Annotated in this window: 25 protein-coding genes; 7 read left to right on the forward strand and 18 right to left on the reverse strand. The window is 65.2% G+C overall.

The features are described 5' to 3' along the window. Positions 1–28 precede the first annotated feature (28 nt). The 14 genes from flgH to motA form a co-directional block, all read right to left on the reverse strand. On the reverse strand, positions 29–736 hold the full coding sequence (gene flgH, locus RAD16_RS16360) for a flagellar basal body L-ring protein FlgH (protein WP_458158915.1): 708 nt from the start codon (positions 734–736) through the stop codon (positions 29–31). Further along, positions 737–1519 carry a MotE family protein gene (locus RAD16_RS16365; RefSeq protein WP_458158916.1) on the reverse strand — a complete coding sequence of 261 codons (783 nt, stop codon included), beginning with the start codon at positions 1517–1519 and terminating at the stop codon, positions 737–739. Between the two features lie 67 nt (positions 1520–1586). Beyond that, entirely contained in the window at positions 1587–2717 is a 1131-nt protein-coding gene (gene flgI, locus RAD16_RS16370) for a flagellar basal body P-ring protein FlgI (RefSeq protein WP_458158917.1), read from the reverse strand. After that, positions 2714–3190, reverse strand: a complete 477-nt coding sequence (gene flgA, locus RAD16_RS16375) for a flagellar basal body P-ring formation chaperone FlgA (RefSeq protein ID WP_458158918.1) — start codon at positions 3188–3190, stop codon at positions 2714–2716. Before flgA ends, flgI begins: the two co-directional genes overlap by 4 nt. A gap of 13 nt (positions 3191–3203) precedes the next feature. Beyond that, complete coding sequence (gene flgG / locus RAD16_RS16380; RefSeq protein ID WP_458158919.1) at positions 3204–3995, reverse strand: flagellar basal-body rod protein FlgG; 792 nt, start codon at positions 3993–3995, stop codon at positions 3204–3206. Positions 3996–4013: 18 nt separating this feature from the next. Then, positions 4014–4343: a flagellar hook-basal body complex protein FliE gene (locus RAD16_RS16385; protein ID WP_458158920.1), complete on the reverse strand. Its 330-nt coding sequence runs from the start codon at positions 4341–4343 to the stop codon at positions 4014–4016. Between the two features lie 2 nt (positions 4344–4345). Next, positions 4346–4762, reverse strand: a complete 417-nt coding sequence (flgC, locus tag RAD16_RS16390) for a flagellar basal body rod protein FlgC (protein WP_458158921.1) — start codon at positions 4760–4762, stop codon at positions 4346–4348. A gap of 11 nt (positions 4763–4773) precedes the next feature. Beyond that, on the reverse strand, positions 4774–5154 hold the full coding sequence (gene flgB, locus RAD16_RS16395) for a flagellar basal body rod protein FlgB (RefSeq protein ID WP_458158922.1): 381 nt from the start codon (positions 5152–5154) through the stop codon (positions 4774–4776). A gap of 86 nt (positions 5155–5240) precedes the next feature. After that, on the reverse strand, positions 5241–6326 hold the full coding sequence (flhB, locus tag RAD16_RS16400; protein WP_458158923.1) for a flagellar biosynthesis protein FlhB: 1086 nt from the start codon (positions 6324–6326) through the stop codon (positions 5241–5243). A gap of 13 nt (positions 6327–6339) precedes the next feature. Then, entirely contained in the window at positions 6340–7380 is a 1041-nt protein-coding gene (locus tag RAD16_RS16405) for a flagellar motor switch protein FliG (RefSeq protein ID WP_458158924.1), read from the reverse strand. Positions 7381–7382: 2 nt separating this feature from the next. Continuing rightward, complete coding sequence (gene fliN, locus RAD16_RS16410) at positions 7383–7757, reverse strand: flagellar motor switch protein FliN (RefSeq protein ID WP_458158925.1); 375 nt, start codon at positions 7755–7757, stop codon at positions 7383–7385. 76 nt (positions 7758–7833) lie between these two features. Continuing rightward, a complete protein-coding gene (locus RAD16_RS16415; RefSeq protein WP_458158926.1) occupies positions 7834–8148 on the reverse strand; it encodes a hypothetical protein in 315 nt (104 codons plus the stop codon). Then, complete coding sequence (locus tag RAD16_RS16420) at positions 8129–9070, reverse strand: flagellar motor switch protein FliM (RefSeq protein ID WP_458158927.1); 942 nt, start codon at positions 9068–9070, stop codon at positions 8129–8131. The genes RAD16_RS16415 and RAD16_RS16420 overlap by 20 nt, the downstream gene beginning before the upstream one ends. Then, entirely contained in the window at positions 9067–9960 is an 894-nt protein-coding gene (gene motA, locus RAD16_RS16425; RefSeq protein ID WP_458158928.1) for a flagellar motor stator protein MotA, read from the reverse strand. Before motA ends, RAD16_RS16420 begins: the two co-directional genes overlap by 4 nt. Positions 9961–10122: 162 nt before the next feature. Between motA and RAD16_RS16430 the strand changes: the two genes are divergently transcribed. From RAD16_RS16430 to RAD16_RS16460, 7 genes are all read left to right on the forward strand, one after another. Continuing rightward, a complete protein-coding gene (locus tag RAD16_RS16430; protein ID WP_458158929.1) occupies positions 10123–10911 on the forward strand; it encodes a DUF1217 domain-containing protein in 789 nt (262 codons plus the stop codon). 3 nt (positions 10912–10914) lie between these two features. Next, on the forward strand, positions 10915–11643 hold the full coding sequence (gene flgF / locus RAD16_RS16435; RefSeq protein ID WP_458158930.1) for a flagellar basal-body rod protein FlgF: 729 nt from the start codon (positions 10915–10917) through the stop codon (positions 11641–11643). 48 nt (positions 11644–11691) lie between these two features. Then, positions 11692–13017, forward strand: coding sequence for a flagellar protein export ATPase FliI (gene fliI / locus RAD16_RS16440; protein WP_458158931.1), 1326 nt, complete (start codon positions 11692–11694; stop codon positions 13015–13017). 938 nt (positions 13018–13955) lie between these two features. Continuing rightward, positions 13956–14603, forward strand: a complete 648-nt coding sequence (locus tag RAD16_RS16445; protein ID WP_458158932.1) for a MarR family winged helix-turn-helix transcriptional regulator — start codon at positions 13956–13958, stop codon at positions 14601–14603. Between the two features lie 1237 nt (positions 14604–15840). Next, a complete protein-coding gene (locus RAD16_RS16450; RefSeq protein ID WP_458158933.1) occupies positions 15841–16905 on the forward strand; it encodes a ketopantoate reductase family protein in 1065 nt (354 codons plus the stop codon). 569 nt (positions 16906–17474) lie between these two features. Then, entirely contained in the window at positions 17475–18293 is an 819-nt protein-coding gene (locus RAD16_RS16455) for a YkgJ family cysteine cluster protein (protein ID WP_458158934.1), read from the forward strand. Between the two features lie 103 nt (positions 18294–18396). Beyond that, positions 18397–19911: a helicase HerA domain-containing protein gene (locus RAD16_RS16460; protein WP_458158935.1), complete on the forward strand. Its 1515-nt coding sequence runs from the start codon at positions 18397–18399 to the stop codon at positions 19909–19911. A 10-nt stretch (positions 19912–19921) separates the two neighbouring features. Here the strand turns inward: RAD16_RS16460 and RAD16_RS16465 are convergent, their stop codons facing one another. From RAD16_RS16465 to RAD16_RS16480, 4 genes are all read right to left on the reverse strand, one after another. After that, complete coding sequence (locus tag RAD16_RS16465; RefSeq protein WP_458158936.1) at positions 19922–21013, reverse strand: HoxN/HupN/NixA family nickel/cobalt transporter; 1092 nt, start codon at positions 21011–21013, stop codon at positions 19922–19924. Between the two features lie 84 nt (positions 21014–21097). Next, positions 21098–21838, reverse strand: a complete 741-nt coding sequence (locus tag RAD16_RS16470; RefSeq protein ID WP_458158937.1) for an ABC transporter ATP-binding protein — start codon at positions 21836–21838, stop codon at positions 21098–21100. Further along, positions 21835–22680 (reverse strand): ABC transporter ATP-binding protein, encoded by an 846-nt coding sequence (locus RAD16_RS16475; RefSeq protein WP_458158938.1) that lies wholly within the window; start codon positions 22678–22680, stop codon positions 21835–21837. Before RAD16_RS16475 ends, RAD16_RS16470 begins: the two co-directional genes overlap by 4 nt. After that, positions 22680–24503: an ABC transporter permease gene (locus tag RAD16_RS16480; RefSeq protein WP_458158939.1), complete on the reverse strand. Its 1824-nt coding sequence runs from the start codon at positions 24501–24503 to the stop codon at positions 22680–22682. Before RAD16_RS16480 ends, RAD16_RS16475 begins: the two co-directional genes overlap by 1 nt. Positions 24504–24544 lie beyond the last annotated feature (41 nt).

A 24544-nucleotide genomic window follows, 5' to 3' on the forward strand; every position in this document is an offset into this window, starting at 1 on the left:
CCGCCGCGAGGCCGGGCTGCCAGAAGCCTCAGAACGGTGCCACGGCGTCATAGATCCGATGTCCCCATCCAGGCTGCTGCACGTCTGACAGATTTCCGCGACCGCCATAGGACACCCGCGCCTCCGCGATCTTCTCGTAGGAGATCGTGTTGGTTCGCGAGATATCGCGCGGACGCACGATGCCGCCGACATTGAGCACGCGCATCTCGGTGTTGACGCGGAACTCCTGCGAGCCGCTGATCATCATATTGCCGTTCGGCAACACGTCGGTGACGATCGCGGCGATCGACAGCTTGATGTCCTCGGTGCGGTCGATCTGGCCGTTGCCCTTGATCTGCGTGTTGGTGCTGAGGTTGGCGGTGGTCTGGCCCTTGTCGGCCCATCCTGCGACATCCATCAGCCAGTCGAGCCCGAACTTGATCTGCGAATCGCGCGAGCGATCGGTCTTGTTGTCGAGCTTGGCCTTGTCCTGCATCGAGATGATCACAGTCACGACGTCGCCGGTGCGGCGGGCGCGGGGATCGCGATAAAGGTCGGTGCCGTCGTCCCAGGTCGAGCGATAGCTGACCGGCGTCCGCACGCGGGGTGTTACCGGAATCGGTTCAGCCTGCGTCCTCAGGCCGCTGCCGACCGGCGACAGGCGCGGACCGGTCAGCACTTCGGCCGGATCATTCAAGCACCCGGTCAGGAGCACCGACGACAGCAGGAGCGACAGGATGAGGAACGGCTTCTTCATTTACTTGTTCTTTCCGTCGTCCACGCGGCGCATGCCGCCGAGCAGGTCGGCAAGATGCGCGGCGCGCGCCGTATCCATCTCGTTGAAGATCGCGCTCGAACTCCTCGGGCTCAGCTTGGCGAGCACGGCGGCGGCGGTCTCGTCAGCCATCCCGGCGATCTGGGTCGCGGCGGCGTCCGGCTTCATGCGCGAATAGATCTCGACGACCTGCGCCTCGGCCTTCTTCAGGAAGTCGTCACGCAGCGCCATCCACTTCTCGTATTCGGCGCGCTTGGCCTCGACCTCGGCGATCCGCTCACGCAGCAGGGCCTCGGCCTTCTCCAGCTCCTTGAGCTGCCAGGCCAGCCGCGCATCGACGGCGGGGTCGGCCACGTTGCTGCAGAACAGGGCGACTTCGTTGTCCGGGGACACGGCGGCCTGCGGCGGGGCGGGCTTGGGCGGCGCTGTGACGCTACCGGGCTTGGCAGGCCGAACCGGCGCGGCTGCGGGCGCAGGCGCCGGTGCACGTGCAGGCGTCTCGGGCGCCGGCACTGCGCCGGTGGTTGCCGGCGCGGAATCTTCCGCTGCCCACGCCGTCGCCCGGATCGAGGCGTTGTCGCCTGGAATGGGCGAGGTCGAGAGGGACGGCCTTTGCCCCCCGGGCGCGCGCGCCCGGGCGAAGGACAGCAGATTGAGCGGCTTCGACGTCCTGGCCTCGTCCAGAGCGAGCGCAGGCGACGCGCTCATGATCGCGGAGGCCGCGATCAGGAGGAGGAGCTTGGCTTTGTGATCCAGTGTCAGCATCGGGCCGCGTGCGATTCTCGGTCGAGACCTGAGCATTGAGCGACCAAGCTTGCTCGACGCTTGCGCATCATTGCACGATGACGTCGGCCTGGAGCGCGCCGGCCGTCTTGATCGCCTGGAGGATCGCGATGATGCCGGAAGGCTTGAGGCCGATCTGGTTCAATCCGCGCACCAGGCGCTGGAGATCGACGCCGCTCAGGATCGCCACCTGCGATCCGGCCTCGTTGGCCTCGACCACGGTCTGGGGAACGACCACGGTCTGGCCCTGCGAGAACGGCGCCGGCTGCGACACCACGGGAAGTTCCGTGACGCGGACCGTCAGATTGCCGTGCGTGACCGCAACGGTCGATATTCGCACGTCCCGCCCGATCACCACCGTGCCGGTGCGTTCGTTGATCACCACCCTCGCCGGTGTATCAGGTTCGACCGTCAGCTCGCCGACTTCCGCGAGGAAGCGGACCGGACCGACGTTGCGCGGTTTCGACAGCACGATGGTGCGGTAGTCGCGCTCGAAGGCGATCTGCGACCGGTAGCGACCGCCGGCGTAGCGGTTGATCGCATCGAGGATGCGGGTTGCGGTGACGAAGTCGGGATTCTTGAGCTCCAGCACCAGGAACTCCATCTCATGCAGGCTTCCCTGCACCTCGCGCTCGACCAGCGCGCCGTTCGGAATGCGGCCGGCGGTCGGCGTGCCCTGGCTGACGTTCTGCGCCTGGCCACCGACGCTGTAACCGGCGACCGTGACCGCGCCTTGCGCCACCGCGTAGACCGCACCGTCAGCGGCGCGCAGCGACGTCATCACCAGCGTGCCGCCGAGCAGCGAAGTCGCATCGCCGAGCGACGACACGGTCACGTCCATCCGCTCGCCGGCACCAATCGAGGGCAGCAGGTCCGCGGTCACCATTACGGCGGCGACGTTGCGCGTGCGCAGCGTCGTCGGACGTGCGGGATTGGTCGTGCTCGTGGTTTCGTTCCTGACATTGATGCCCATGTTCTCGAGCATCGATTGCAGGGACTGCTCCGTGAACGGAGCGTTGCGGAGCGTGTCGCCGGTACCGTTCAGGCCGATGACGAGGCCGTAGCCGACGATCTGGTTCTCGCGCAGGCCCTTGATGTCCGCGATGTCCTTGATGCGGACGGCGGCCTGGGCGCTGGCGGCGGAAACGAGGAGGACGAACGCGAGCAGGAACCTGATCATGACCCGTCCACGACCTTGACGGTGCCGTCCGGTTGGACGATGGCCCTGATGATCACGCCGGTGTCGGTGTTTCGCACCGGGATCAGCGCACCGGGCGCGCCCGACTGCATCGCCGAGCCGTAAGTGACGATCGACAGGCCGCTGTCCTCGACCACGACCTTGACCATGGCGCCGCGGGCGATGGTGAAGGGATCCTCCACCGAGTTGGTCGGGATCGGCTGGCCCGGCAGCAGCGTGCGCCGGGCCATGCGGCCGACCAGCACCTGGCGGCCCTCGATGAACATGGCGACGCCGAGCACGTTCGGCGCGAAGATCCGCTCCGTGATCATGTCGTCCCGGATCAGCTCGCCGGCGCGGATCGAGACCGCCGGCACGGGAAGCCGCTTCTCCTCGGCCACGGCGACGCGCGCCGAGACCAGAACCAGCAGCACGGCGGCCAACCCGCGCACGATCAGGCCCACCCTGTTCAACATGGACACACCGAAACTAGCGACTGAGACCCTTCGATACGGTCGAGGCCATTTCATCCGAGGCCTGGATGACCTTGGCATTCATTTCGTAGGCGCGCTGCGCCGAGATCAACTCGGTGATCTCCTTGACGGGATCGACGTTCGAGGCTTCGAGATATTGCTGGTTGATCTTGCCGTAGCCCGCATCGCCCGGCAGTCCGACGACCGGCGTGCCCGACGCCGTGGTCTCGCGATAGAGGTTGCCGCCGAGCGGCTCGAGACCGGCCTCGTTGGCGAAATTGGCGAGGTTGAGCTGGCCGATCTGCCGCGGGTTCACTTCCGTGTCCAGCTTGGCGAACACCTGGCCGGTCTGGTTGACCGTGACCTGGACCGTTCCCTGCGGGACCGTGATGGCGGGATCCAGCAGATAGCCGTCGATCGTCACGAGCTGGCCGTTGGCATTGGTGTTGAACGAGCCGGCGCGGGTGTATTGCACCTCGTTGTTCGGACCCAGCACCTGGAACCAGCCGCGACCGTTGATCGCGAGGTCGTAGGGGTTGCCGGTCTGCGTCAGCGCGCCCTGGATGTGCAGCTTGCGGATCGCCGCCGACTTGACGCCGAGGCCGAGATTGGCGCCTTCCGGGATCGGCGAGGAGCCGTTCACGTTCGCGACGCCCTGCATGCGGTCCATCTGGTAGAACAGATCGGTGAATTCCGCGCGCGCCCGCTTGTACGAGGTCGAGTTGATGTTGGCGATGTTGTTCGCGATGACTTCGATATTGGTCTGCTGGGCGTTCATGCCCGTGGCCGCAATGGCGAGCGATTTCACTTACGTCACTCCCTCAGATCAAATCGACATCCGAACGACTTCCTGGTAGGCCTGCACGACCTTGTCGCGAACCGCGACCGCCGTCTGCATGGCCTGCTCGGCCGACATCAGCGCCTCCACGACCTTGCGGGTCGATTCCTTGCCCTGCATCGCCGAGATCGACGCCGCTTCGCCCGCCTTCAGCGTGCTGATCGCGTCCGTCGTCACCTGCTTCATCACCGATTCGAATCCGACATCGTCGGTCGACTGAATTGCGGTCGGTGCCGCCGGTGCGATGGCCTGCGACTCGGTGGCACGGCTTACCGCGTGGCCGCCGGAAATCGCGGTGGATGAAATCGCCTCAAGCATTGTCAGCTCCTCAGCAGATCGATGGTCATTCCCAGCATCGATCTCACCTGTTTCACGACCTGGAGATTGGCTTCGTAGGACCGGTTGACTTCCCGCATGTCGGCCATCTCGATCATCATGTTGACGTTCGGCAGCTTGACGTAGCCGGCCTTGTCGGCGGCGGGATGTCCCGGATCGTATTCGACGCGGTAGGGCGTGGTGTCGACCCCGATCTCCTTGACCTTCGCGAGCTGCGTGCCCGAGGCACGATCCATCGCGGCGTCGAAGGTGATGGTCTTGCGCTGATACGGATCGGCACCGGCGGTGCGCCCGGTCGAGGTCGCGTTGGCGAGGTTTTCCGAGACGATGCGCATGCGCGTCGACTGCGCTTCGAGCCCGGAGCTCGCAACAGTCAGGGACGCGCTCAATGAGTCCAGCATGTCAATTCACCTCAGGTCTTCGCGCTCGACAGGACCATGCGATGGAACGACCGCACGATCGCCGAATTCATCGAGTAGTCGCGATTGACGTCGTTGCCCTTGATCATTTCCTGCTCGAGACTGACCGAATTGCCGGAATGAACCACATCCCAACTATCCTTCTTGGCAGTCGCACGCGTGTCGCTCTCGGCCGCGGACAGTTGCATGTGCGACGGCGACGTCGTCGCAAGCCGCACCGGCAGCGTGTCGAGCACCTTGTTGAAGGGCTCGACATCGCGCGCCTTGAAGCCCGGCGTATTGGCGTTGGCAACGTTGGTCGCGATGGTCGACTGGCGGAGCTCCAGGTATCGCGCCTGCGACGATGCGAGTTCGAAGAGATAAAGCGGTCCCACGACGGCCCCATTATGGATTCATTGGAAAGAACCCTAGGGCGTTAAGCTTTCGTCAAGCTGTTGGGCGAAGCACCATCCTCGGAAATCTACTGAACCTTCTCGGGCCGCGGCGCCTGCTTCGACTGCAGGAAGTAAATGATCTCGGCGACGGGACGGAAAAACTCGGCCGGAATCACCTGGTCGACCTGCACGGCCTCGTACAGCGCGCGCGCCAGCGCCTTGTTCTCGATGACAGGAATTCTGTTCTGCTCGGCGACCTCGCGGATCTTCAGCGCGATCACGTCCATGCCCTTGGCCACCACGAGCGGCGCCGGATTTTCCTCGCGCTTGTAGCGCAGCGCGATCGCGAAGTGCGTCGGGTTCGCGATCACCAGCGTCGCGCGCGCGGCGGAGGCGATCATGCGCTGGCGCGAACGGTCACGCGCGAGCGAGCGCAGGCGCGCCTTGATCAGCGGATCGCCTTCGGCCTGCTTGTGCTCGTCCTTGATCTCCTGCTTGGTCATGCGCAGCTGGCGCCGCCAGTGGAAGCGGGCCCAGGCGAGATCGATCGCGACCAGGACGATGGTGGCGATGCAGATCGCCGAGACGATCCGCATCGCGATATTGAGGATCATCTCGGGAAGCGCGACCGGATCGGTGTACATCGCCTCGAATGCCCTCGCCTCCGACGAGCGCAGCACGACGGCGACGACGGCCGACACCGCGCCGAGCTTGAACAGCGACTTGGCGAATTCGACGAAGCCCTGCGTTCCGAACAACCGGCTCCAGCCGCCGATCGGGGAGATACGCGAAAGATCCGGCATGATGCGCTCCAGCACCACGCGCGGCGCATTTTGCAGCAGCGATGAGGCAAGGCCGAACGTCATCAGGATGACGACCGGCGGCACCAGGAAACGCAGCGCCTCGAGTCCCACGACGGTGAGCAGGTTCTGAACGTCCGCGCCGTTGTTGAGCGGGAAGCCCTCGGGGTCGTCGAGCAGGCCCTTCAGCGTCGGCACCAAATTCTGCACGCCCTGACCGATCAGGAACGCCAGGATGATCATCAGTGCGGCCATCGAGGCGAAGATGGATGCCTCCCGAGAGACCGGGATTTTGCCCTGATCGAGCGCATCGCGGACTTTCTTCTCGGTCGGCTCTTCTGTTTTGCTCTCCTGATCGGATGTTTCTGCCATGCCCGTTCAGCGGTCAGCGGAAGACCAGCTCATCCTCCTGATCGGGGTTGAGCTCGATTTCACCCTTCTCCGCGAGATCGAGTGCGAGGTCGGTGATGACGCGGCGCGCCTCCAGCACGTCACGCTGGTTCGACGGCTCGCCGCTCGCGAGTTCGTGCTCGACGACGCGGCGGACGCGCGAGGCGACCGACGACAGGATCGTTTCGCGGAAATGCTTGTCGGTGCCCTTGAGCGCGACGACGATGCGATCGGTCGGCACCTGATCGAAGATCATGGTGCGCGCCTTCGGCGTCAGGTGGATCACGTCGTCGAAGGTGAACAGCAGTTCCTTCAGCACTTCGGCCGACTTCGGCCGCTTCTCCGACAGGCTCTTCAGCATGTCCTCGATATGGCCGCGCTCCATCTTGTTGATGATGTCGGCGACGCGGGCGTAGGTGTCGGCGCCGAGGTTGCGGGCGAAGTTCAGCGTCAGGTCTTCGTGCAAGGTCTTTTCGAGGACCTTCATGGCGTCGTCGACGATCGGCTTGAGGCTGAGCACGCGCCGCATCAGCTCGTTGCGCAGGCTCGACGGCAACTGGCTCATCACCTTGGCGGCGCAGGACGGCTTGACCTTGGACAGGATCAGCGCCGCGGTCTGCGGATGCTCCTTGGAGAGGTAGGTCGCCAGCGAGTTTTCCGACACCGACGAGACGCGATCCCAGACCGACCGGCTCGAATTGCCGAGCAGGTCCGTCATGATCGCGGTGACCTGGTCGGCGGGAAGCACGTCGCCGAGCACGGCTTCAAGGCCGCCGATGGTGCCGAGGATGTTGGCACCCATCGAGAACTGCTGCGCAAATTCCTCGACAATCGCCTCGAGTTCCTGCGCAGTGATCGGCCGCAGCTCAGCCGCGGCCTTGGTGACGATACGAATATCCTGTGGCTCGAACTGCGCGAGCACACTCGCGGCCGCCTGCCGGCCCATGGCCAGCAGAAGTGCCGCGACCTTTTCCGTCCCGCCCAGCGCGGCAACGCCTCGCTGCTTGATGGGAGCGATGCCGACCTGTGCCGCCATTGTCAGGAATCACCCTGCCCCAGCGGTCCGACGATCTCGGTGAGCGAGACGCCGAAGCGGGAATTGTCCTCTTCGACGACGACCACTTCGCCACGGGCGACGATACGGCCATTGACGACGACGTCGACCGGCTCGCCGACCCTGTGATCGAGCGGAACCACCGCGCCGCGCCCGAGCTTCATCAGGTTCGCCACCGGGATGGTCGCCGATCCCAGCACCACCTGCATGGTGACGGGAATGCGCATGATGGCGTCGACATTGGCGAACTTGCCGGTCTCCTCCGCCGTGCGCGCGGCGATCTCGGCCAGCCGCTCCAGCGGAGACGTCTCGGTCTCTTCCGATGCGGATGCAGTCTCATAATCGAAGGATTGCGCCATGTGGTATCGCCTCTTGGTATTTCCACTCCCGGAGCACCACAGCGCTCCGATCGTAATTGTTCCGCCGGTTCGGGCTTCAGTGCTTGTTCACGTCGGCACCACCGGCGGTCGCGGCGGACCCGAGTCCGCTCCTGGCGTCGAGCGCCGCGATCGCTTCGTGGGCCTGGTCGATCTTCGTCGTCAGCACGTTGGCGAGCCGCCCGAGATTTGCGGTCGAATCGTGCGCCGCGGTGATGACCGTGTCGAAGGCGCCCGTCGTCTCGTGGACGATGGTCGAGAATTCGCCCTGGTAGCTGCGCAGGCGCGCCAGCTCCCGATGCATCTTGGTCACCCGCATGCTGGTGAAGGCCAGCGCGATCAGCAGCACGGCATCAACGAGATAGGATATCATCGACGAACTCCCGCTTCTGGTCGACGGGATCGGCCACCTGCATGGCGTAATAGCCATCAAGCTGGCCGATCTGACACCAGAACAGCACCTGATTGTTGCTTTCGAGACGGGCCAGCGTGCGCGGCGTGGCCTCGAGCTCCAGGACCTGCCCCACCTTGAATTTCACGACGTCCTCGAGCGTAATCATCTTCTCGTCGAGCACCGCGCTCAGCGTCACCTCGGTGCGCTGAACCTCGCTCTCCATCTGCTCGCGCCAGCGCGGATCGGTCGTGCGGCCGTCGCTGGCAGTGACGGTTGCAAGCTTCTGCCGCAATGGGTTGAGCGCAGAGTGCGGAATGATCAGGAACATCTGGCCGCCGCGATAGAGCGCCTGCACCATCATGTTCGCACAGATCGACATGTTGCTGGCGCGCCCGATCGCCAGCGACGCCATCGCCGTCTCGACCCGCTCGACCCGGAAGGTGACGTTGGACGTGCCGGCGAAGGCGCCCTGCAGCGCCTTGGCGAACCGCTCGAACAGCGCCTGGACCAGCCGGATCTCGATGTTCGAGAAGGTGCGCTCGACATCGAGCGGCGGTTCGGCGCCGTCGGAGCCGAACATCGCCTCGACCATCGTGAACACGAAGTCACGATCCAGCATGATGATGACGCGGGAGTCCCACTGCTCGGCATAGAGCACGGCGGCGACTGCGTTACCCTCGTAGTCCTTGATGATATCGCCGAGCGGGTCGTTGGTGATGCCGTTGACCGAGAAGTAGCACGGCGTTCCCGCCATCGGCTGCAGGCTGTCGGTGCACGATGCCGCCATGCGATCGAAGATCACATTGAGCATCGGCATGCGCTCGATGGAAATACCCGCCGCGTCGAGCAGGTAGTTCGGCAGCTGCTTCCGCTGATCGATTTCGACGTCTTCCATCGTCATGCGCGGGCCGCCTTCGGTTCAGCGTCGGGCACGGCCTTGGGACCCGCGATCGTCTCGTTCTCGACGACGTCGATCGAGGGACGCTCGTTGCTCGCGATCATCTTGCGGCCGTGCTCGACCGCGATCTGCGGCATCGCGCCGTTCATGAAGGCCAGCAGCGTCTGCTTGACGATGATGTAGGGCCGGCACTTCTTCTCGCGCGTCATTTTGATCTTGATCGCGAAGGGCGAAATGATGCCGTAGGACAGGAAGATGCCGGCGAAGGTGCCGACCAGGGCCGCGCCGATGAAGCCGCCCAGCAGCTTCGGCGACTGGTCGAGCGCGCCCATCGCCTTGATGACGCCGAGCACCGCGGCGACGATGCCGAGCGCCGGCAGCGCCTCGGACACGGTCACCAGCGAATGGTAGGGCGCCAGCTTGCTCTTCACGATGGTGTGGATTTCCTCGTCCATCAGCGCTTCGATCTCGTGCGTACGGGCATTGCCCATGATGATGAGACGGACATAGTCGCAGATGAACTGGAGCAGCGAGGGGTCGCCGAGCACGCTCGGGAACGCCTTGAAGATCTCGGAGGACGAGGGATCGTCGATATGCGCCTCAACCTCGTTGCGGCCCTTGCCCCGCAGCTCGCGCATCAGGGCATGCAGCGCCCCGAGCAGGTCGAGATAATAGCGCTGGCCCGGCACCGCGCCGGTGATTGCCTGCATGCAGGCGACCCCGGTGTCGACGACCGTCTTCCACGGGTTGGCCACGATGAAGGTGCCGACCGCCGTGCCCATGATGATCACGAATTCCCACGGCTGCATGAGCACGGCCAGATGCCCGCCCATGGCGGCAAATCCGCCCAGCAGCGCCACCACCGTGATGAAAATCCCCACGAAACTGAGCAACGCGCCACTCCATCGCCGATCCCACCGGAAATATTTAGTCGGCCACGCTTGCGCGAAGCTGGCTTCCCATGCCGCAAGCCTCGCCCCATACCGCCAGCCTCACGCAAGCAATCCGCGGCAGCTTGGCACCATGTCGCAAGGGCGGCCGGAAGGGCACGTGTCATGCTATCCACGATCGCGGACTACACCAGATTGACCACGGACATGAGCAAGTCGCTGACGCAGGTCGCGACCGAACCCGATGTCAGCCGCGACACCGACTACTTCCTCAGCCATATCGGCAACGTCAAGACGATCGATGACTTCCTGGGGGACTATCGCCTCTACTCCTATGCGATGAAGGCCTATGGCCTCAGCGACATGACCTACGCCAAGGCGTTCATGCGCAAGGTGCTGACCGAGGGCGTCTCGGACCAGGACAGCTTCGCCAACAAGCTCTCCGACACCCGCTACCGCCAGTTCGCCGCCGCCTTCAATTTCGCCGCCCTCGGCGACCAGGCCACCTCGACCACCGCAGCCACGACCGATACGGCGACCCAATACGTCACCCAGACGATGGAGGAGAACGCCGGCGACCAGAACGAGGGCCTGCGGCTGGCGCTCTATTTCACCCGCAAGGCGTCCACGGTCACGACGGCCTACCAGATCCTCGCCGACAAGGCGCTGACCCAGGTGGTCCAGACCGCCATGGGCTGGTCGTCGACGATCAGCTCGTCCGACATCGACGCCCAGGCCAAGATGATCACGGACAAGATTGACCTCACCGACTTCCAGGATCCTGCCAAGGTCACCAAGTTCGTGCAGCGCTTCGCCGCGATGTGGGATGCGACCCAGGCCCAGAGCGATAGTTCGACCAACCCCGCACTGGTGCTGATCGCCGGCGCCTCGACGTCGGTCACGCTGGATACCGACATGCTCACCACGCTTCAGAACATCCGGTTCAACAGGTAAGTCATGCAATCGGCCCTTTATGTCGGCTTGTCGGCGCAGGTCGCGCTCGAGAAGCGTCTCCAGACGATCGCCAACAACGTCGCCAACGTCAACACGGCCGGCTTCCGCACCGACGTGGTCAAGTTCGAGACCGTGCTGTCCAAGGCCGGCGCGAACCCGGTCGCGTTCTCCTCGCCCGGCGACAACATCATCTCGCGCGAGCAGGGCAGCATCACCGAGAGCGGCAACCCGCTCGACGTCGCCGTGGTCGGGAACGGCTGGATCGCCTTCGCAGGGCCAAACGGCACGGTCTATACCCGTGACGGCCGCCTCCAGATTGCCGCCAACGGCGACCTGCAGACCGTGTCCGGTTTCCCCGTCGTCGATGCCGGCGGCGCCCAGATCACGCTGGATCCGAACGGCGGCCCGGTCGCGATCTCGCGCAGTGGCGCGATCACCCAGGACAACAACGAGATCGGCACCATCGGCCTGTTCAACATTCCCGCCGACGCCAATCTCGAGCGCTACGGCAATTCCGGCGTGACCCCCGACCGTCCCGCGACCGCCATTGCCGACTTCCAGCGCGACGGCTTCAAGCAGGGCTATGTCGAGGGCTCCGGCGCCAATCCGATGATGGAGTTGACGAAGCTGATCGCGGCTTCGCGTGCGTTCGACGGCACCAATTCGATGATCGAGGGCACCGAGAGCTCGCTCTCGAATGCAATCCGGACGCTGGGCGAGCCGGGCAAGTAGACTTGCAAGTAGACTGCGCCCCGCGCGCATTGAAGGTGGACGGTTTCCTTGAACGCTCTTCGGCAACTCGAGTGGGCTCTGCTGGAGCTTCAGCAGAGCACACCCCTCGCCAGCGTCAGCGGCGCGATCTCCGAGATCGCGCCGACGCATTTCCGTGTCTCCGGCCTGTCGCGTTTCGTCAGGCTCGGTGAACTGATCGGCGTCAACTCCGGCGGCAAGCCGCAGATCGGCGAGGTGGTGCGGATCGACAGCGAGGGCATCGTCGCGAAGCCGTTCGACCGGCAGTTCGGCGCCGGCCTCGGCTCGGTCGCCTACCGGATGCCGCCCCTGACTTTTGCGCCCGATCCGAGCTGGAAGGGCCGCGTCATCAACGCGCTCGGTGCCCCCCTGGACGGACAGGGTCCGCTCACGCCCGGATCGGTCGCCGTCTCGGCGGAGGCCGAGGCGCCGTCGGCCATGAAGCGCGCGCGCGTCCACAAGCCGCTGCGCACCGGCGTCCGCGTGATCGACCTGTTCGCCCCGATCTGCGCCGGCCAGCGCGTCGGCATTTTTGCCGGCTCCGGCGTCGGCAAATCGACGCTGCTCGCCATGCTCGCCCGCAGCCAGGGTTTTGACACCGTCGTGCTGGCGCTCGTCGGCGAGCGCGGACGCGAGGTGCGCGAATTCATCGAGGACGTGCTCGGCACCAACCGCAACCGCGCCGTCACCATCGTATCGACGGGAGATGAAAGCCCGATGATGCGGCGGCTGGCGCCGAAGACCGCCATGGCGGTCGCCGAATATTTCCGCGACCGGGGCGAATCGGTCCTGCTCGTGGTCGATTCGATCACCCGTTTTGCCCACGCCGCCCGCGAGGTCGCGCTCGCCGCCGGTGAGCCCGCGGTCGCGCGCGGCTACGCGCCGACGGTCTTCACCGACCTGCCGCGCCTTCTGGAGCGCGCCGGCCCCGGCGAGGAAGGATCCGGTTCGATTACCGGCATCTTCTCCGTGCTGGTCGACGGCGACGATCACAACGAGCCGATCGCCGATACGATCCGCGGCACGCTCGATGGCCACATCGTGCTCTCCAGGCACATCGCCGACCAGGCGCGCTATCCGGCCGTGGACGTTCTGGCCTCGGTCTCCCGTCTCGCCCACAACGTCTGGGACCCCGAGGAGCGCGAATTGGTGAGCAAGCTGCGCACCATGATCGCCAAATACGAGGACACGCGCGACCTTCGCCTGATGGGCGGATACCAGCAGGGACGTGATTCGGGCCTCGACCAGGCGATCGACATGGTTCCGAGAATCTACAGCGCGATGCGACAAGACGCCTCGGCTGCACCGAGCGCCGATCCATTCCGCGAGCTGCGGGACATGCTCAGGGGCGAGTAGCGCCAATTCCGCTCCGATGACATCGGAGCGCGGTTCCGCATTTCGGGTTTCACGGGCTTTCCTTGTACGAGCCCGTGCCGGCTTTGCGCGAAAGCACCCCGGCAAACTACGCATCGGCCGCCCACGATCGCATCCTGCTCATTATTTCGACGGTCGATCATGCACGCCACCGCGCTTCCGCTAGATGCGTACGCATCGCGGCCGCAGCTTTCCGCCGTGAGCGTCTCAACCAATCGGATGAGATTCGGGCGGCCGTGACGCAAGCGGTCGACTTGCCGATTCCGCCTTCGCGAGCACAACAACCGCCGCGTGCATTCCCTACGAGTTCCCCCGGCGATTCTCCCGCAAATCACACAAGTTGTGGATGACTCATCCACGCAGGCCGCCTTGTCATGCACAAGCTTCGGTCAACTTGCATCAACGCCGGACAGCAACATGCTGTGCAATTAAACCGTCGTATAGTTGCGTGCATGGTGCTTGCGGGACAGCGTATTGCGTTCACTAACATGTGTCCCGGAGAACGAGATTGTCTTGAACGATACATTCGCCTGAAGCGACATCCAGTCTGCAAGAGTGTCTCTACTTGATTTTGTTGAGAAGCTCATTCATCGTTTCGACGGAATATAAGAAACGTCTGCGTGTGACTTGAACTTAGGGGCTGCGGTTGAACAATTCCGATCTTTCGTCCGCTGGTGGCGGCAACTCGGGCTTGCGTTCGACGGCATCGCGATTGGCATACCATCGGCGGCATGGCGTCTCGCGTCGGCGCCCATCGGTTCAAGTCGGCAACCTCGCAGTCCAAGCTTTCGCGCAAGAGCCCGGCACGATGTGCGCGTCGGACGAATGTGCGGATCGGGCTTCGCGCGACGGATTTGCGTGGCATGGCGGAACGCGGCTTCGGGACGCCGCAAACGAAGTCCTGGGGGCGAGGTAATTCCATGCCGTTGGCACGAGAAGCCGTCGAGCTGCTGGTCCAGGCGGCGCGGGCTTGGTATTTCGAGGGCAATCAGCATGGATTGCGCGATCGGGAATGGATGGCGCTGCGCTTTCTCGGCCGCGCCAACAGGTTTTCGCGCACGCCCTCCGCGCTCGCCGGCTTCATCGGCGCCACGCGGGCGACTGCTTCGCAGATCGTGAAGACACTGGAGGGCAAGTCCTTCCTGGTGCGCAAGCCCTCGCATGAGGACAAGCGCTCCGTCGTGCTCCATGTCACAGCGCAGGGCGAGAAGTGCCTGAACCAGCACGATCCGATCAATCACGTGGTGAACGCCGTCACGTCGCTCGGGACCGACGAGTGCCTCAGGCTGCGCGACTCGCTGCGTGAGGTCCTCAACCATCTCGACGCGGCCCATCAGCGGCTCGACGCCAGCATCTGCCGGGACTGCATGTTTCTGGCCGAACGCAGCCCCGGCATCGGGCCGGCCGCCGGCAAGGGACGCACGAGCGCCGAGTTCATGTGCCGGCTGTATCGCGCCCCTGTCTCCCTCGAGGAGACCGAGCTGCTCTGCACCAGTTTCGAGCGCACCCGTGACCGCCCGAAGATCGAGGAACATCTCGATCGCGCGCGCATGGCGAGCCAGGGATAAGGCTGGGTTACGCAGCCTGATCGCGTGCGAAACATTCGCATGATTGCTGCGGCGCAGGCTTGCGTAAAATTTCGCGGCGATGCGGATCTTTCGCGACACTCGCTTTGCCATCGCGCAGAGTTGACGGTGACACCCGTAGTTTCCACATCGTCGTTGCGAGCGAAGCGAAGCAATCCAGAGTCCTTCCGCGGAGAGATTCTGGATTGCTTCGTCGCTTCGCTCCTCGCAATGACGGCATTATCAGCTCCGTCATCCTGAGGCGCGAGGCATGGGACGCGACGCGTCCCATGCCTCGCGCCTCAGGATGACGGTCATAGAGGCTCGAATTCCGCATTGGCCAACACACAGACACGCCTCCGCATCCTCGCGGCTCAATTCGCCCGAGCTTTGCTTCATCGCTTCACCCTCTCAGTCAAGAGGGCGCAGGGAAGGCCGGGTGCCGGCTGGCACCCACGGTCCGCTGTGCGACAGCACACGCAGAAGAACTGCACAGCGGCATACAGGTGAAGCCCAACACACGGCCTTCCCTGCGCGATGGTTGGACGGCTTATGCCGTGCTCTCGGGAGCCGAGTTCCCTTTGGCCTCCCTCGCCTCCGCGGAAGTCGCCGGCATTGCGCCGGTTGACGCGAATGCCGCATCCGCCAAGGCTTGGCCGTAGCAACGACGGCCAGGACCACACGGTTTTGCCGTACGCACGGCCCGCTCCTCGCCGCAGTTTTCCCGGCCCTGTCGACGGAGCCGGAAACTTACTGGCGAGACGAACCTGACAGCGCCGCTCGTCGACACGAAGCCTCGGGCTCACGGAGAGCAATCCGCCCTGCCCTTAACTCTCGCGCCCGACGCTGCCGCGTCCACCGCAAGCCCGGCTCGCGAAAATGACGACCACATGATCGCCCCTCAAGGATGAGCCGGGATGGGCGATAGATACGACAAATCCGAATTTCGGTAAAGTGGAATATTTTCGCGCGAGCGGATTGACAGCGTGCGGGGTGTTTTGCCCGTCGGGCAATATCTCGTAGCCCGGATGGAGCGCAGCGCAATCCGGGAAAGGTGCCCCGCCCGGCGAGCGGCCCCGGATTACGCTCCGCTCCATCCGGGCTACAGCCCTCCCTACGACCCTCCCTTGTATGCATTATCCCAGTTGCCATTGCCGCGCGGTTCGCTTTACATGCCCGCAACCCGCCCTCGGGCCACGGCCGGGGCGCAAAAATCACATGACATTCCAGGGGACGAAACATGGCGCGTAACGTATTGATTCTTGGGGCTTCCTACGGCTCGCTGCTGGGCACCAAGCTGCTGATGGCGGGGGGCAATGTGACCCTGGTCTGCCGTGCCAAGACCGCGGAGCTGATCAATCGTGACGGTACCGAGGTCCGCATCAAATTGCGCGACGAGGCGGGGCACCGGGCGATCTTCTCGCGCGACCTGCCCGGCAAGCTCGACGCCGTGACGCCGCAGAATGTCGACGTCTCCCGCTACGATCTGGTCGGCCTCGCGATGCAGGAGCCGCAATACACCAATCACACCGTCCGCATGCTCATGGTGAAGATCGCCGCGGCGAAGCTGCCGTGCCTGTCGATCATGAACATGCCGCCGCTGCCTTATCTGAAGCGGATCCCGGCGCTCGCCGACATGGACCTCGAGGAGGCCTACACCAATGCGCAGGTGTGGGAGCGGTTCGAGCCCGGCCTGGTGACGCTGTGCTCGCCCGACCCGCAGGCCTTCCGTCCGCCGGAAGAGGCCGCGAACGTGCTGCATGTCGGCCTGCCCACGAACTTCAAGGCCTCGGCCTTCGCCGACGAGAAGCACAACAAGGTGCTGCGCGAGCTCGAGGCCGACATCGACGCGGTGACACTCGACGGCAAGGACGTGCCGGTGAAGCTGAAAGTGTTCGATTCCCTGTTCGTGCCGCTGGCGAAATGGTCGATGCTGCTCACCGGCAATTACCGCTGCATCACCCCGAACGAACCGCAGTCGATCCGCGACGCCGTGCATGGCGATCTCAAGCGCTCGCAGACGATCTATGACCATGTCGACGCGATCGCCCGCCGGCTCGGCGCCGATCCGCAGGACCAGGTGCCGTTCGAGAAATATGCCAAGGCCGCCGAAAGCCTGCTCAAGCCGTCATCGGCCGCGCGCGCAGTGGCGAGCGGCGCGCCCTTCATCGAGCGCGTCGACCTCCTGGTGAAGCTGATCTCGCATCAGCTCGGCACGCCGAACGGTGAGATCGACCGCACGGTCGAGACCGTGGACCAGAAGCTCAACGAGAAGATCGTGCAGGGCGGCTCGGGCGCGCAGTAGCGCGCCGTCTCGATCTCCCTCCGAATGTCGGACACCGACTTTGGTCGTGCAGCGCAGACGCGCGCCGCGCGCTGCAATACTTCGCGCCGGCAACAGTTCCCGGTGTGGCACGGATCCGACGCAGCGTGAGCTCCGCCGATTTTAGATAGAGTCCGCGCGCATCAACGATGTGTGGCTGCTGCCGACAAAATCGATCACGTCTCGTCGATCACGTGATCGTGTCGTCTCCTCGTTTCCCCGCTGCATGTCAGAATTTATCACGGCTGTGTGAGACGAAGGCATGTTGCTCGTCATATCCCGACGCGAGATGGCGTGAAAACGCGTCGTTTGCGTGCGAGTCGAGCAAAAACGCGCGTGACTCAACCCCGTCGACAATGTGAATCGAGCCTCACGCTTCCCGCGTGATGCCGCGTTTGTGCAAGCGCCGCATGCGCGCTTGTAGGGCTCGCCTCCTTGCCTCGCGCATGAGGCATGAGCAACATACTTTGTAAGTCATCTGTCCTTCACGGTCTTTCCCGGCACTGGTTGCAGTGCGTTAGGGATCCAAACAACAACAAGAAAAGAAGGTCATGGACCAGGCGATGCAGAGCGTCGTCCGCGCGGTCGGAGCAGGCGCAACGACGATCAAGGGCGTGATCGACGCCACCGGACTGTCCCGTCTCAAAATCGAGCGCGCGTTGAACGCGCTGGAGAAGCAGAAGCTGGTGGTCCGCGACGGCCAGGGCTTTCGCGCGACCGGCCTGCCGAAGACAGCGCCGCTGACCCGGCAATGCGGATCGTGCAATGCCTGCTGCGATATTCTCGAGGTGGCCGCCGTCGACAAGCCGGTCAACCAGCTCTGCAAGCATTGGCAGACGGGCACCGGATGCAGCATCTACGACCGCCGCCCGCAGATGTGCCGCTCCTTCGTCTGCGCCTGGCTGCAGGGCCATCTCGACGACGATTGGTTTCCGGCGAGGTCGGGCATCATCGTGCATTTCAGCCAGGACGCCGTGAACGTGACGGTCGACGACCATTGCCCCGATCGCTGGCGCGAGGAGCCGTATTTCAGCAAACTCGCCGAATGGTCGCTGAACGGGATCAGGCGGATCGGCAATCGCGGCTATGCCACCCTCGTGGTCTCCGGCGAAAGCCGGTTCCTGCTGCTCGGGCGCACCGTCGTTCCCGAGCCGACGCCGTTCGGAACGGCGTTCCTGCCGCTCACCGCCGACACCTTCCGGTTCTGGCGGGCGACATCGCCGGAGCATTTGCAGCGGCTGCACGAGCGCATCGCCGAGATCGAGCGGATCAGGCAGGATTTCGGCTCCTGCGCGATTCCCGAGAACGAGGACGACGACCCGCAGGCGCCCTTCCGGCCCGCACTTCTACGGCTCTCGAATCACGCCTGAACTCCGCCGTGGGCAACAGGCCATGATTCGCGCCGCAGCGCTCGACGCATCCCGATCGGATTGGTAAGCCCCTGTCCGCAATGACGGGGACTTGAGTCGGGGCATGACGGTTGCGATCGAGATGGGGCTGACCACGGCGGGCGCCGCGGCCGCCATGGACCTCGAGGAACTCCTGGCGACCCGTCTCCTGGTGCAGGGCAATTCGGGTTCCGGCAAGTCGCATCTGCTGCGGCGGCTGTTGGAACAGAGCGCGCCCTGGGTGCAGCAGGCCATCATCGACCCCGAGGGCGATTTCGTCACGCTGGCCGAGCGTTTCGGCCATCTGGTGATCGAGGCCGAGGATCACACCGAGCGCGGCCTGCAGGTCGCCGGCGAGCGCGCGCGGCTGCATCGCGTCTCCACCGTGCTCAATCTCGAAGGTCTCGACGCCGAGAACCAGATGCGGCGCGCCGCGGCGTTTCTCGGCGGAATGTTCGACGTCGATCGCAACCATTGGTACCCGATGCTGGTGGTGGTGGACGAGGCGCAGCTGTTTGCGCCGGCCGTTGCCGGCGAAGTCTCGGACGAGGCGCGAAAACTGTCGCTCGGCGCCATGACCAATCTGATGTGCCGCGGCCGCAAGCGTGGCCTTGCCGGCATCATCGCGACCCAGCGCCTGGCAAAGCTCGCCAAGAACGTCGCGGCCGAGGCCTCGAACTTCCTGATGGGCCGCACCTTCCTCGACATCGACATGGCACGCGCCGCCGATTTGCTCGGCATGGAGCGGCGGCAGGCCGAAGCCTTTCGCGATCTCGAGCGCGGCCAGTTCATGGCGCTGGGACCGGCGCTGTCCCGCCGTCCGCTGCGCCTGAACATCGGCCCGACCGCGACCTCCCCGCGCAACTCGACGCCGCGGCTGATGCCGCTGCCGGAAGCGACACTGGAAGATGCCCGCGCCGTCATCCTCGCCGCGCCACCGCCCGATGCCAGCCGGCCGCAGCGCCGGCCCGCGCCTGACCTGCTCGAACAGCTCCGCGCCGCGAAGGCGGCCGCCACGCCGGAGATCCGCCCCGAGATGGTCGAGGTGCCGGTCAGCGCGGAGGAGCTTGCGGAGCGGCGCGAACGCGTCAATCGCACCTTGCGCGCTGTGCTGGCCGAGCCCGATGCCGGCTTCCGCGCCATCGGCGTGCTCTATCAGGAATTCGTGGTCCGCTGCCGCATCGAGGGGCTCGGCGCGGCGGTGCCCGACCTCAACGAATTCCGCCGCATGCTCACGCATGCGCGCGCCGGCGTCGGCACGGATCTGGCCGAAGACGATGCCTGGCAGGAGGTGTCGCTGCGCGCCTCGATCCTGCCCGACGACATGCAGGGCGTGTTCATGATGATCGCGCGCGCAGCCAAGGAAGGCTGGCCCTGCCCCGGCGATGCCGCGATCGCACGCGCCTACGGCTCGCACTCGCTGCGCCGCGCGCAGCGGCTGCTCGGCTATATGGAGGAGCAGGGCCTGATCGTGGTCCAGCTCGACGGCGGCGGCCGCCGCTTCGTGACGCTGGTGGAGCTGGCCTGGGCCACCGCGCCGGGCGATCCCAATGGAGACGATCTGCCGGCCGAGCAGGTCGCGAGCGCGGCCTCGCTCTGATCCGACTGGCTTACGCCCGTCGCGCCAGCTCGGCCGCGTGCATGTCCGGTGCACGCCGATCATCAGCAAACACGCGGTGATAAAGCGCGATCGACACGAGCCAGGCGATCACGAACAGCGCGATCACGGCGATGCCGACATGGGCGAGCGACTCGTTGAGGCCGTCGACCAGCGTCCATACGCCGCCGGTCAGGCCAAGCCGGTCGGCAATCAGGCCAAGCGCCTCGATGCCGCCGATCAGCAGCGCCACCGCGACGGAGGCGCCCGTGATCGTGAGGTTGTACCAGAGCTTGCGCTTGGGATCGACGAAGGCCCAGCGATAAGCGCTGACCATCAGCGCGGAATCGGCGGTGTCAACCAGCGCCATGCCTGATGCGAACAGCGCGGGGAAGACCAGGACATCGACGAGCGAAGCGCCGCGCGCGGCTTCGCTGGCGGAGATGCTGAGCAGGCCGATCTCGGTCGCGGTGTCGAAGCCGAGCCCGAACAGGAAGCCGAGCGGGTACATGTGCCAGGGTTTTGTCACCAAGCGAAACATCGGGCCGAGCAACCGCGCAAGGAAGCCGCGATGGGCGAGCAGCTTGTCGAGACCCTCCGCATCGTGAACGCCCTGCTCGCGCGCCGCACGAAACGTCCGCCACAGACCAATGAAGATGGCAAGATTAATGGCCGCGATCGCGAGCAGGAACAGCGCCGACACCGAGGTGCCGATCAGGCTGCCGATCTCCTTGAGCACGCTGTCGCCGCCAAGGCTGACCACGCCGAATGCGAGCAGCGTGGTCGCGACCACGACGATTGTGGAATGGCCGAGTGCGAAATAGAGCCCGGCGCTGCGCGGCGCCTCGCCGGCATGCATCAGCTTGCGCACGGTATTGTCGATGGCGGCGATGTGGTCGGCATCGACGGCGTGGCGGAGACCGAACACCCAGGCCAGCAGCGCCGTCGCCATCACCGTCGGATGGTCGCCGAACGCCGCGAAGGCCCAGGCCCATGCGGCGATGTTGGCGGCAATGAGCCCGCCGAACAGCAGCACGACACCGGGCTCAGCCGCCCGCAAAGACCATCTCGTCACGACTATCGTTCCGTCCGCTGCACGCCCCATCGCGGCAGAGGTATGATCTTTTCATAGGATGGTCATACTGACCAGTGCAATTCGGCAGGGCGGCTTTGCAGTAGCGCCCGCGTTCTACGCGGCCTCGGAACCGCCGAGATAGGCGTCGCGCACGCGGGGGTCGTCCTTCAGCTCGCGGGCCGGGCCTGACAGCACGATCTTGCCGGTCTGGAGCACATAGGCCTCGTGCGCGATCTCGAGTGCGAGGCTGGCGTTCTGCTCGACCATGAAAAGGGACACGCCTTCCTGGTTGATAGTGCGGATCAGCTCCAGCACGCGGTCGACATAGAGCGGCGACAGGCCCATGGTCGGCTCGTCCATCACGATCATGCGCGGCCGGCTCATCAGCGCGCGCGCCATCGCGACCATCTGCTGCTCGCCGCCGGACAAGGAACCCGCGCGCTGCGACAGCCGCTGGCCGAGCTTCGGGAACAGCGTGAGCATCTTGTCGAGATCCTGCGCCACGGCGTCGCGGTCGTTGCGCACGAAGGCGCCCATCAGGATGTTTTCCCGCACGGTCATGTCCGCGAACAGCCGCCGCGCCTCCGGCACCGAGGCGATGCCGCGGCGGACGATCTGCGGTGTAGAGAGGCCGATCAGAGAAGCCCCATCGAAAGTCACATCGCCCGAGCGCGGCTTGACCAGGCCCAGGATGATCTTCATCGTCGTCGACTTGCCGCTGGCATTTCCGCCGAGCAGGCAGACGATGTGGCCGCGCGCAACCGTGATCGACAGGTCGAAATGGACCTGGGCCTGGCCGTAGAAGGTGTTGACGTCGGACAACGCCAGCAGCGGTTCGGGTGCGCTCGCTGTCATGCCGCGCTCTCCTGCTCCGTCATCCCCGACAGACCGTGGCCGAGATAGGCCTCGATCACCTTGGGATCGTTGCGTACCGTTTCGCCCGGCCCTTCCGCGATCTTCTTGCCTTCGTCCATGACGATGACGCGGTCGGAGAGGCGCATCACCATCTCCAGCTTGTGCTCGATGAGGAGGATGGTCAGGCCTTCCGCCTTCAGTTCGGCGACGAGCGCCTGCATCTCGGCGGTCTCGGTCGGGTTCATGCCGGCGGTCGGCTCGTCCAGCAGCAACAGGCGCGACTTCAGCGCGAGCGCGCGGGCGATCTCGACGCGGCGGCGGTTGGCGTAGGACAGGCTGTAGGCGGGCTGGTCGATGCGCGGCAACAGCCGCTCGCCGAAGCGGGCGAGGATGGCCTTCACCTCCTCGCGCAGGCGCTCCTCCTCGGCCTTGACGCTAGAGGGGCGCAGCAGCGCCAGGCCCAGCTCCAGCAGCGGGCCGATCACCGGCACCGCCGGCTTCACGGCACGCAAGCGCGTGTGGGCGCCGATCAGCACGTTGTCCATGACGCTGAGATTGCCGAAGACGCGGCCGAGCTGAAAGGTGCGCGCGATGCCCTGGCCTGCGAGCCGCTCCGGCGACAGACCCGTGATGTCCTGGCCTTCGAACTGGACATGGCCGGCATCGGGTCGGTCGAGCCCGGTCACGAGATTGAACAGCGTGGTCTTGCCGGCGCCGTTCGGGCCGATGATGCTGACCAGCTCGCCCTTGGCGAGGTCGAGATCGATGGCATCGACGGCGGTGAGGCCGCCGAAGCGGCGCGTCAGCCCGCGCAAGGACAGCATGGGAGCCCGCTCCGCCATCACATCGTCCCCAACAGGCCCTGCGGCCTGAACCGTACCAGCAGCAGCAGCACGATGCCGTAGATCAGGATGCGGTACTCCGCCGCGATCCGGAACACCTCTGGCAAGCCGACCAGCGCGACTGCTCCGAGAATAGCGCCGACGACATTGCCGAGGCCGCCGAGGATCACGACCGTCAGCGCCAGGATGGATTGCTGCGTGTTGAAGGTCTCGTGGTTGATGTAGGAATAGAGATGCGCGGCGATGCCGCCGCTAACGCCGGCGGCAAAGCCGCCGAAGATGAAAGCGAGCGATTTGTAGCGGTTCAGGCCGAGACCATAGGCGCGCGCGGCGATGTCGTCGTCGCGGATGGCACGGAAGCTGCGGCCAAGATGCGAGCCGAGCAGCCGGCCCTGCAGCAGCGCGAGTGTGACCATCACCACGAAGCTGAACCAGTAGATCGCATTCGGGCTGATCAGATCATAGCCGAACAGCGACAGCGGCGGGATGCCTGAGATGCCGATGGGACCGCGCGTGACGCTCTCCCAGTTCAGGATCACCAGCGACACGATCTCGCCGATCGCGAGCGTCGCGATCGAGACGTAGTGCCCGCGCAGGCGGAACGACGGCGAGATCAGCAGCGTGCCGAGCGCAGCGCTCATCAAGCCACCGGCGATGATGGCGAGGCCGACCGGGACGTTGAGCGTCAGCGACAATAGCGCGGAGGTGTAGGCGCCGATCGCGAGCAATGCGGCATGTCCGAGCGAGACCTGCCCCATCGTGCCCGCCACCAGTGTCAGGCTGAGCGCGAGCATGCCGAGCAGCCAGGCGTTGATCAGGGTCTGGAGCACGTAGAAGGACACCGGGAAGAACGGCAGGACCGCGAAGATCGCGGCCGCCGCCAGCAAGGCCCAGCGCGGAATGCGCACGGGACGGCTCGGCGCAATGAAGGTGCCGGTGAGCGGCTCGGGCGGCGCCTGCCGCGCGCTGGCGAACAGGCCATTCGGGCGCAGTACGAGCACGACGACCAGCAGCAGGAACGCGAACAAATTGCGATAGCTGGTGCCGAACACGGCCACGCCGTAGCTCTCGACCAGTCCCAGCAACAGGCTGCCGATGACAGCGCCGGGCACGTTGCCGGCACCGCCGACGACTTCGGCGACGACGCCCTTGAGCGTCGCCTGCAGGCTCATCGCGGTGTCGATCTGGTTGTAGTACATGCCGACCAGCATGCCGGAGACGCCGCCGAGCGCCGCGGCAATGCCGAACACCGCCTGATTGACGCGGTTGACGTCGACGCCCATCTGCATCGCCGCGTCGCGATCCTGCGATGCGGCGCGTACCGCCCAGCCGAGCTTAGAGTAGCGCAGGAACACGAACAGCAGCAGCGCGCTGGTGAGGCCGACGCCGGCGATCAGGAGATCAAGGGGGCCGATGGTGCCGCCGCCGACCTGGAAGCGCACATCCGGCAACTGGCTCGGCAGCGCCCGCGGGTTCGGCGAGAAGGTCAGCATCACCAGCTGATCGAGCACGAAGCTGATGCCAATGGTCGCGAGCAGCGGCGCGATGCGCACCGAGTTCTGCAGCGGCCGCAGGCCGAACCGTTCGATGATCAGCCCGACGATCGCGGCGGCCACTGCCACCACGACGATGGTGAGCGGCAGCGGCGTATGCAGCTGCACCACCGCGACCCAGCCGATATAGGCGCCGACCAGGTAGATCGAGCCCTGCGCGAAGTTGATCAGCCGGCTGACGCCGAAGATCAGCGCGAGCCCGACCGCAACGAGGGCGTAGACATTGCCGACGATCAGCCCGTTGATCGTGTAGTCAAGCCAGGAAGACACGCGATGGTCCCAATCAAGAGAAAGCGGCCGAGGCTGGCGCC

The sequence above is a fragment of the Bradyrhizobium sp. 18BD genome (assembly GCF_054185225.1).

Coding starts and splice junctions, on each gene's coding strand:
- flgH (WP_458158915.1), bottom strand. CDS start 736: ATGAAGAAGCCGTTCCTCATCCTGTCGCTCCTGCTGTCGTCGGTGCTC.
- RAD16_RS16365 (WP_458158916.1), bottom strand. CDS start 1,519: ATGCTGACACTGGATCACAAAGCCAAGCTCCTCCTCCTGATCGCGGCC.
- flgI (WP_458158917.1), bottom strand. CDS start 2,717: ATGATCAGGTTCCTGCTCGCGTTCGTCCTCCTCGTTTCCGCCGCCAGC.
- flgA (WP_458158918.1), bottom strand. CDS start 3,190: ATGTTGAACAGGGTGGGCCTGATCGTGCGCGGGTTGGCCGCCGTGCTG.
- RAD16_RS16385 (WP_458158920.1), bottom strand. CDS start 4,343: ATGCTTGAGGCGATTTCATCCACCGCGATTTCCGGCGGCCACGCGGTA.
- flgC (WP_458158921.1), bottom strand. CDS start 4,762: ATGCTGGACTCATTGAGCGCGTCCCTGACTGTTGCGAGCTCCGGGCTC.
- flhB (WP_458158923.1), bottom strand. CDS start 6,326: ATGGCAGAAACATCCGATCAGGAGAGCAAAACAGAAGAGCCGACCGAG.
- RAD16_RS16405 (WP_458158924.1), bottom strand. CDS start 7,380: ATGGCGGCACAGGTCGGCATCGCTCCCATCAAGCAGCGAGGCGTTGCC.
- fliN (WP_458158925.1), bottom strand. CDS start 7,757: ATGGCGCAATCCTTCGATTATGAGACTGCATCCGCATCGGAAGAGACC.
- RAD16_RS16415 (WP_458158926.1), bottom strand. CDS start 8,148: ATGATATCCTATCTCGTTGATGCCGTGCTGCTGATCGCGCTGGCCTTC.
- RAD16_RS16420 (WP_458158927.1), bottom strand. CDS start 9,070: ATGACGATGGAAGACGTCGAAATCGATCAGCGGAAGCAGCTGCCGAAC.
- RAD16_RS16430 (WP_458158929.1), top strand. CDS start 10,123: ATGCTATCCACGATCGCGGACTACACCAGATTGACCACGGACATGAGC.
- flgF (WP_458158930.1), top strand. CDS start 10,915: ATGCAATCGGCCCTTTATGTCGGCTTGTCGGCGCAGGTCGCGCTCGAG.
- RAD16_RS16445 (WP_458158932.1), top strand. CDS start 13,956: ATGCCGTTGGCACGAGAAGCCGTCGAGCTGCTGGTCCAGGCGGCGCGG.
- RAD16_RS16450 (WP_458158933.1), top strand. CDS start 15,841: ATGGCGCGTAACGTATTGATTCTTGGGGCTTCCTACGGCTCGCTGCTG.
- RAD16_RS16455 (WP_458158934.1), top strand. CDS start 17,475: ATGGACCAGGCGATGCAGAGCGTCGTCCGCGCGGTCGGAGCAGGCGCA.
- RAD16_RS16460 (WP_458158935.1), top strand. CDS start 18,397: ATGACGGTTGCGATCGAGATGGGGCTGACCACGGCGGGCGCCGCGGCC.
- RAD16_RS16465 (WP_458158936.1), bottom strand. CDS start 21,013: ATGGGGCGTGCAGCGGACGGAACGATAGTCGTGACGAGATGGTCTTTG.
- RAD16_RS16470 (WP_458158937.1), bottom strand. CDS start 21,838: ATGACAGCGAGCGCACCCGAACCGCTGCTGGCGTTGTCCGACGTCAAC.
- RAD16_RS16475 (WP_458158938.1), bottom strand. CDS start 22,680: ATGGCGGAGCGGGCTCCCATGCTGTCCTTGCGCGGGCTGACGCGCCGC.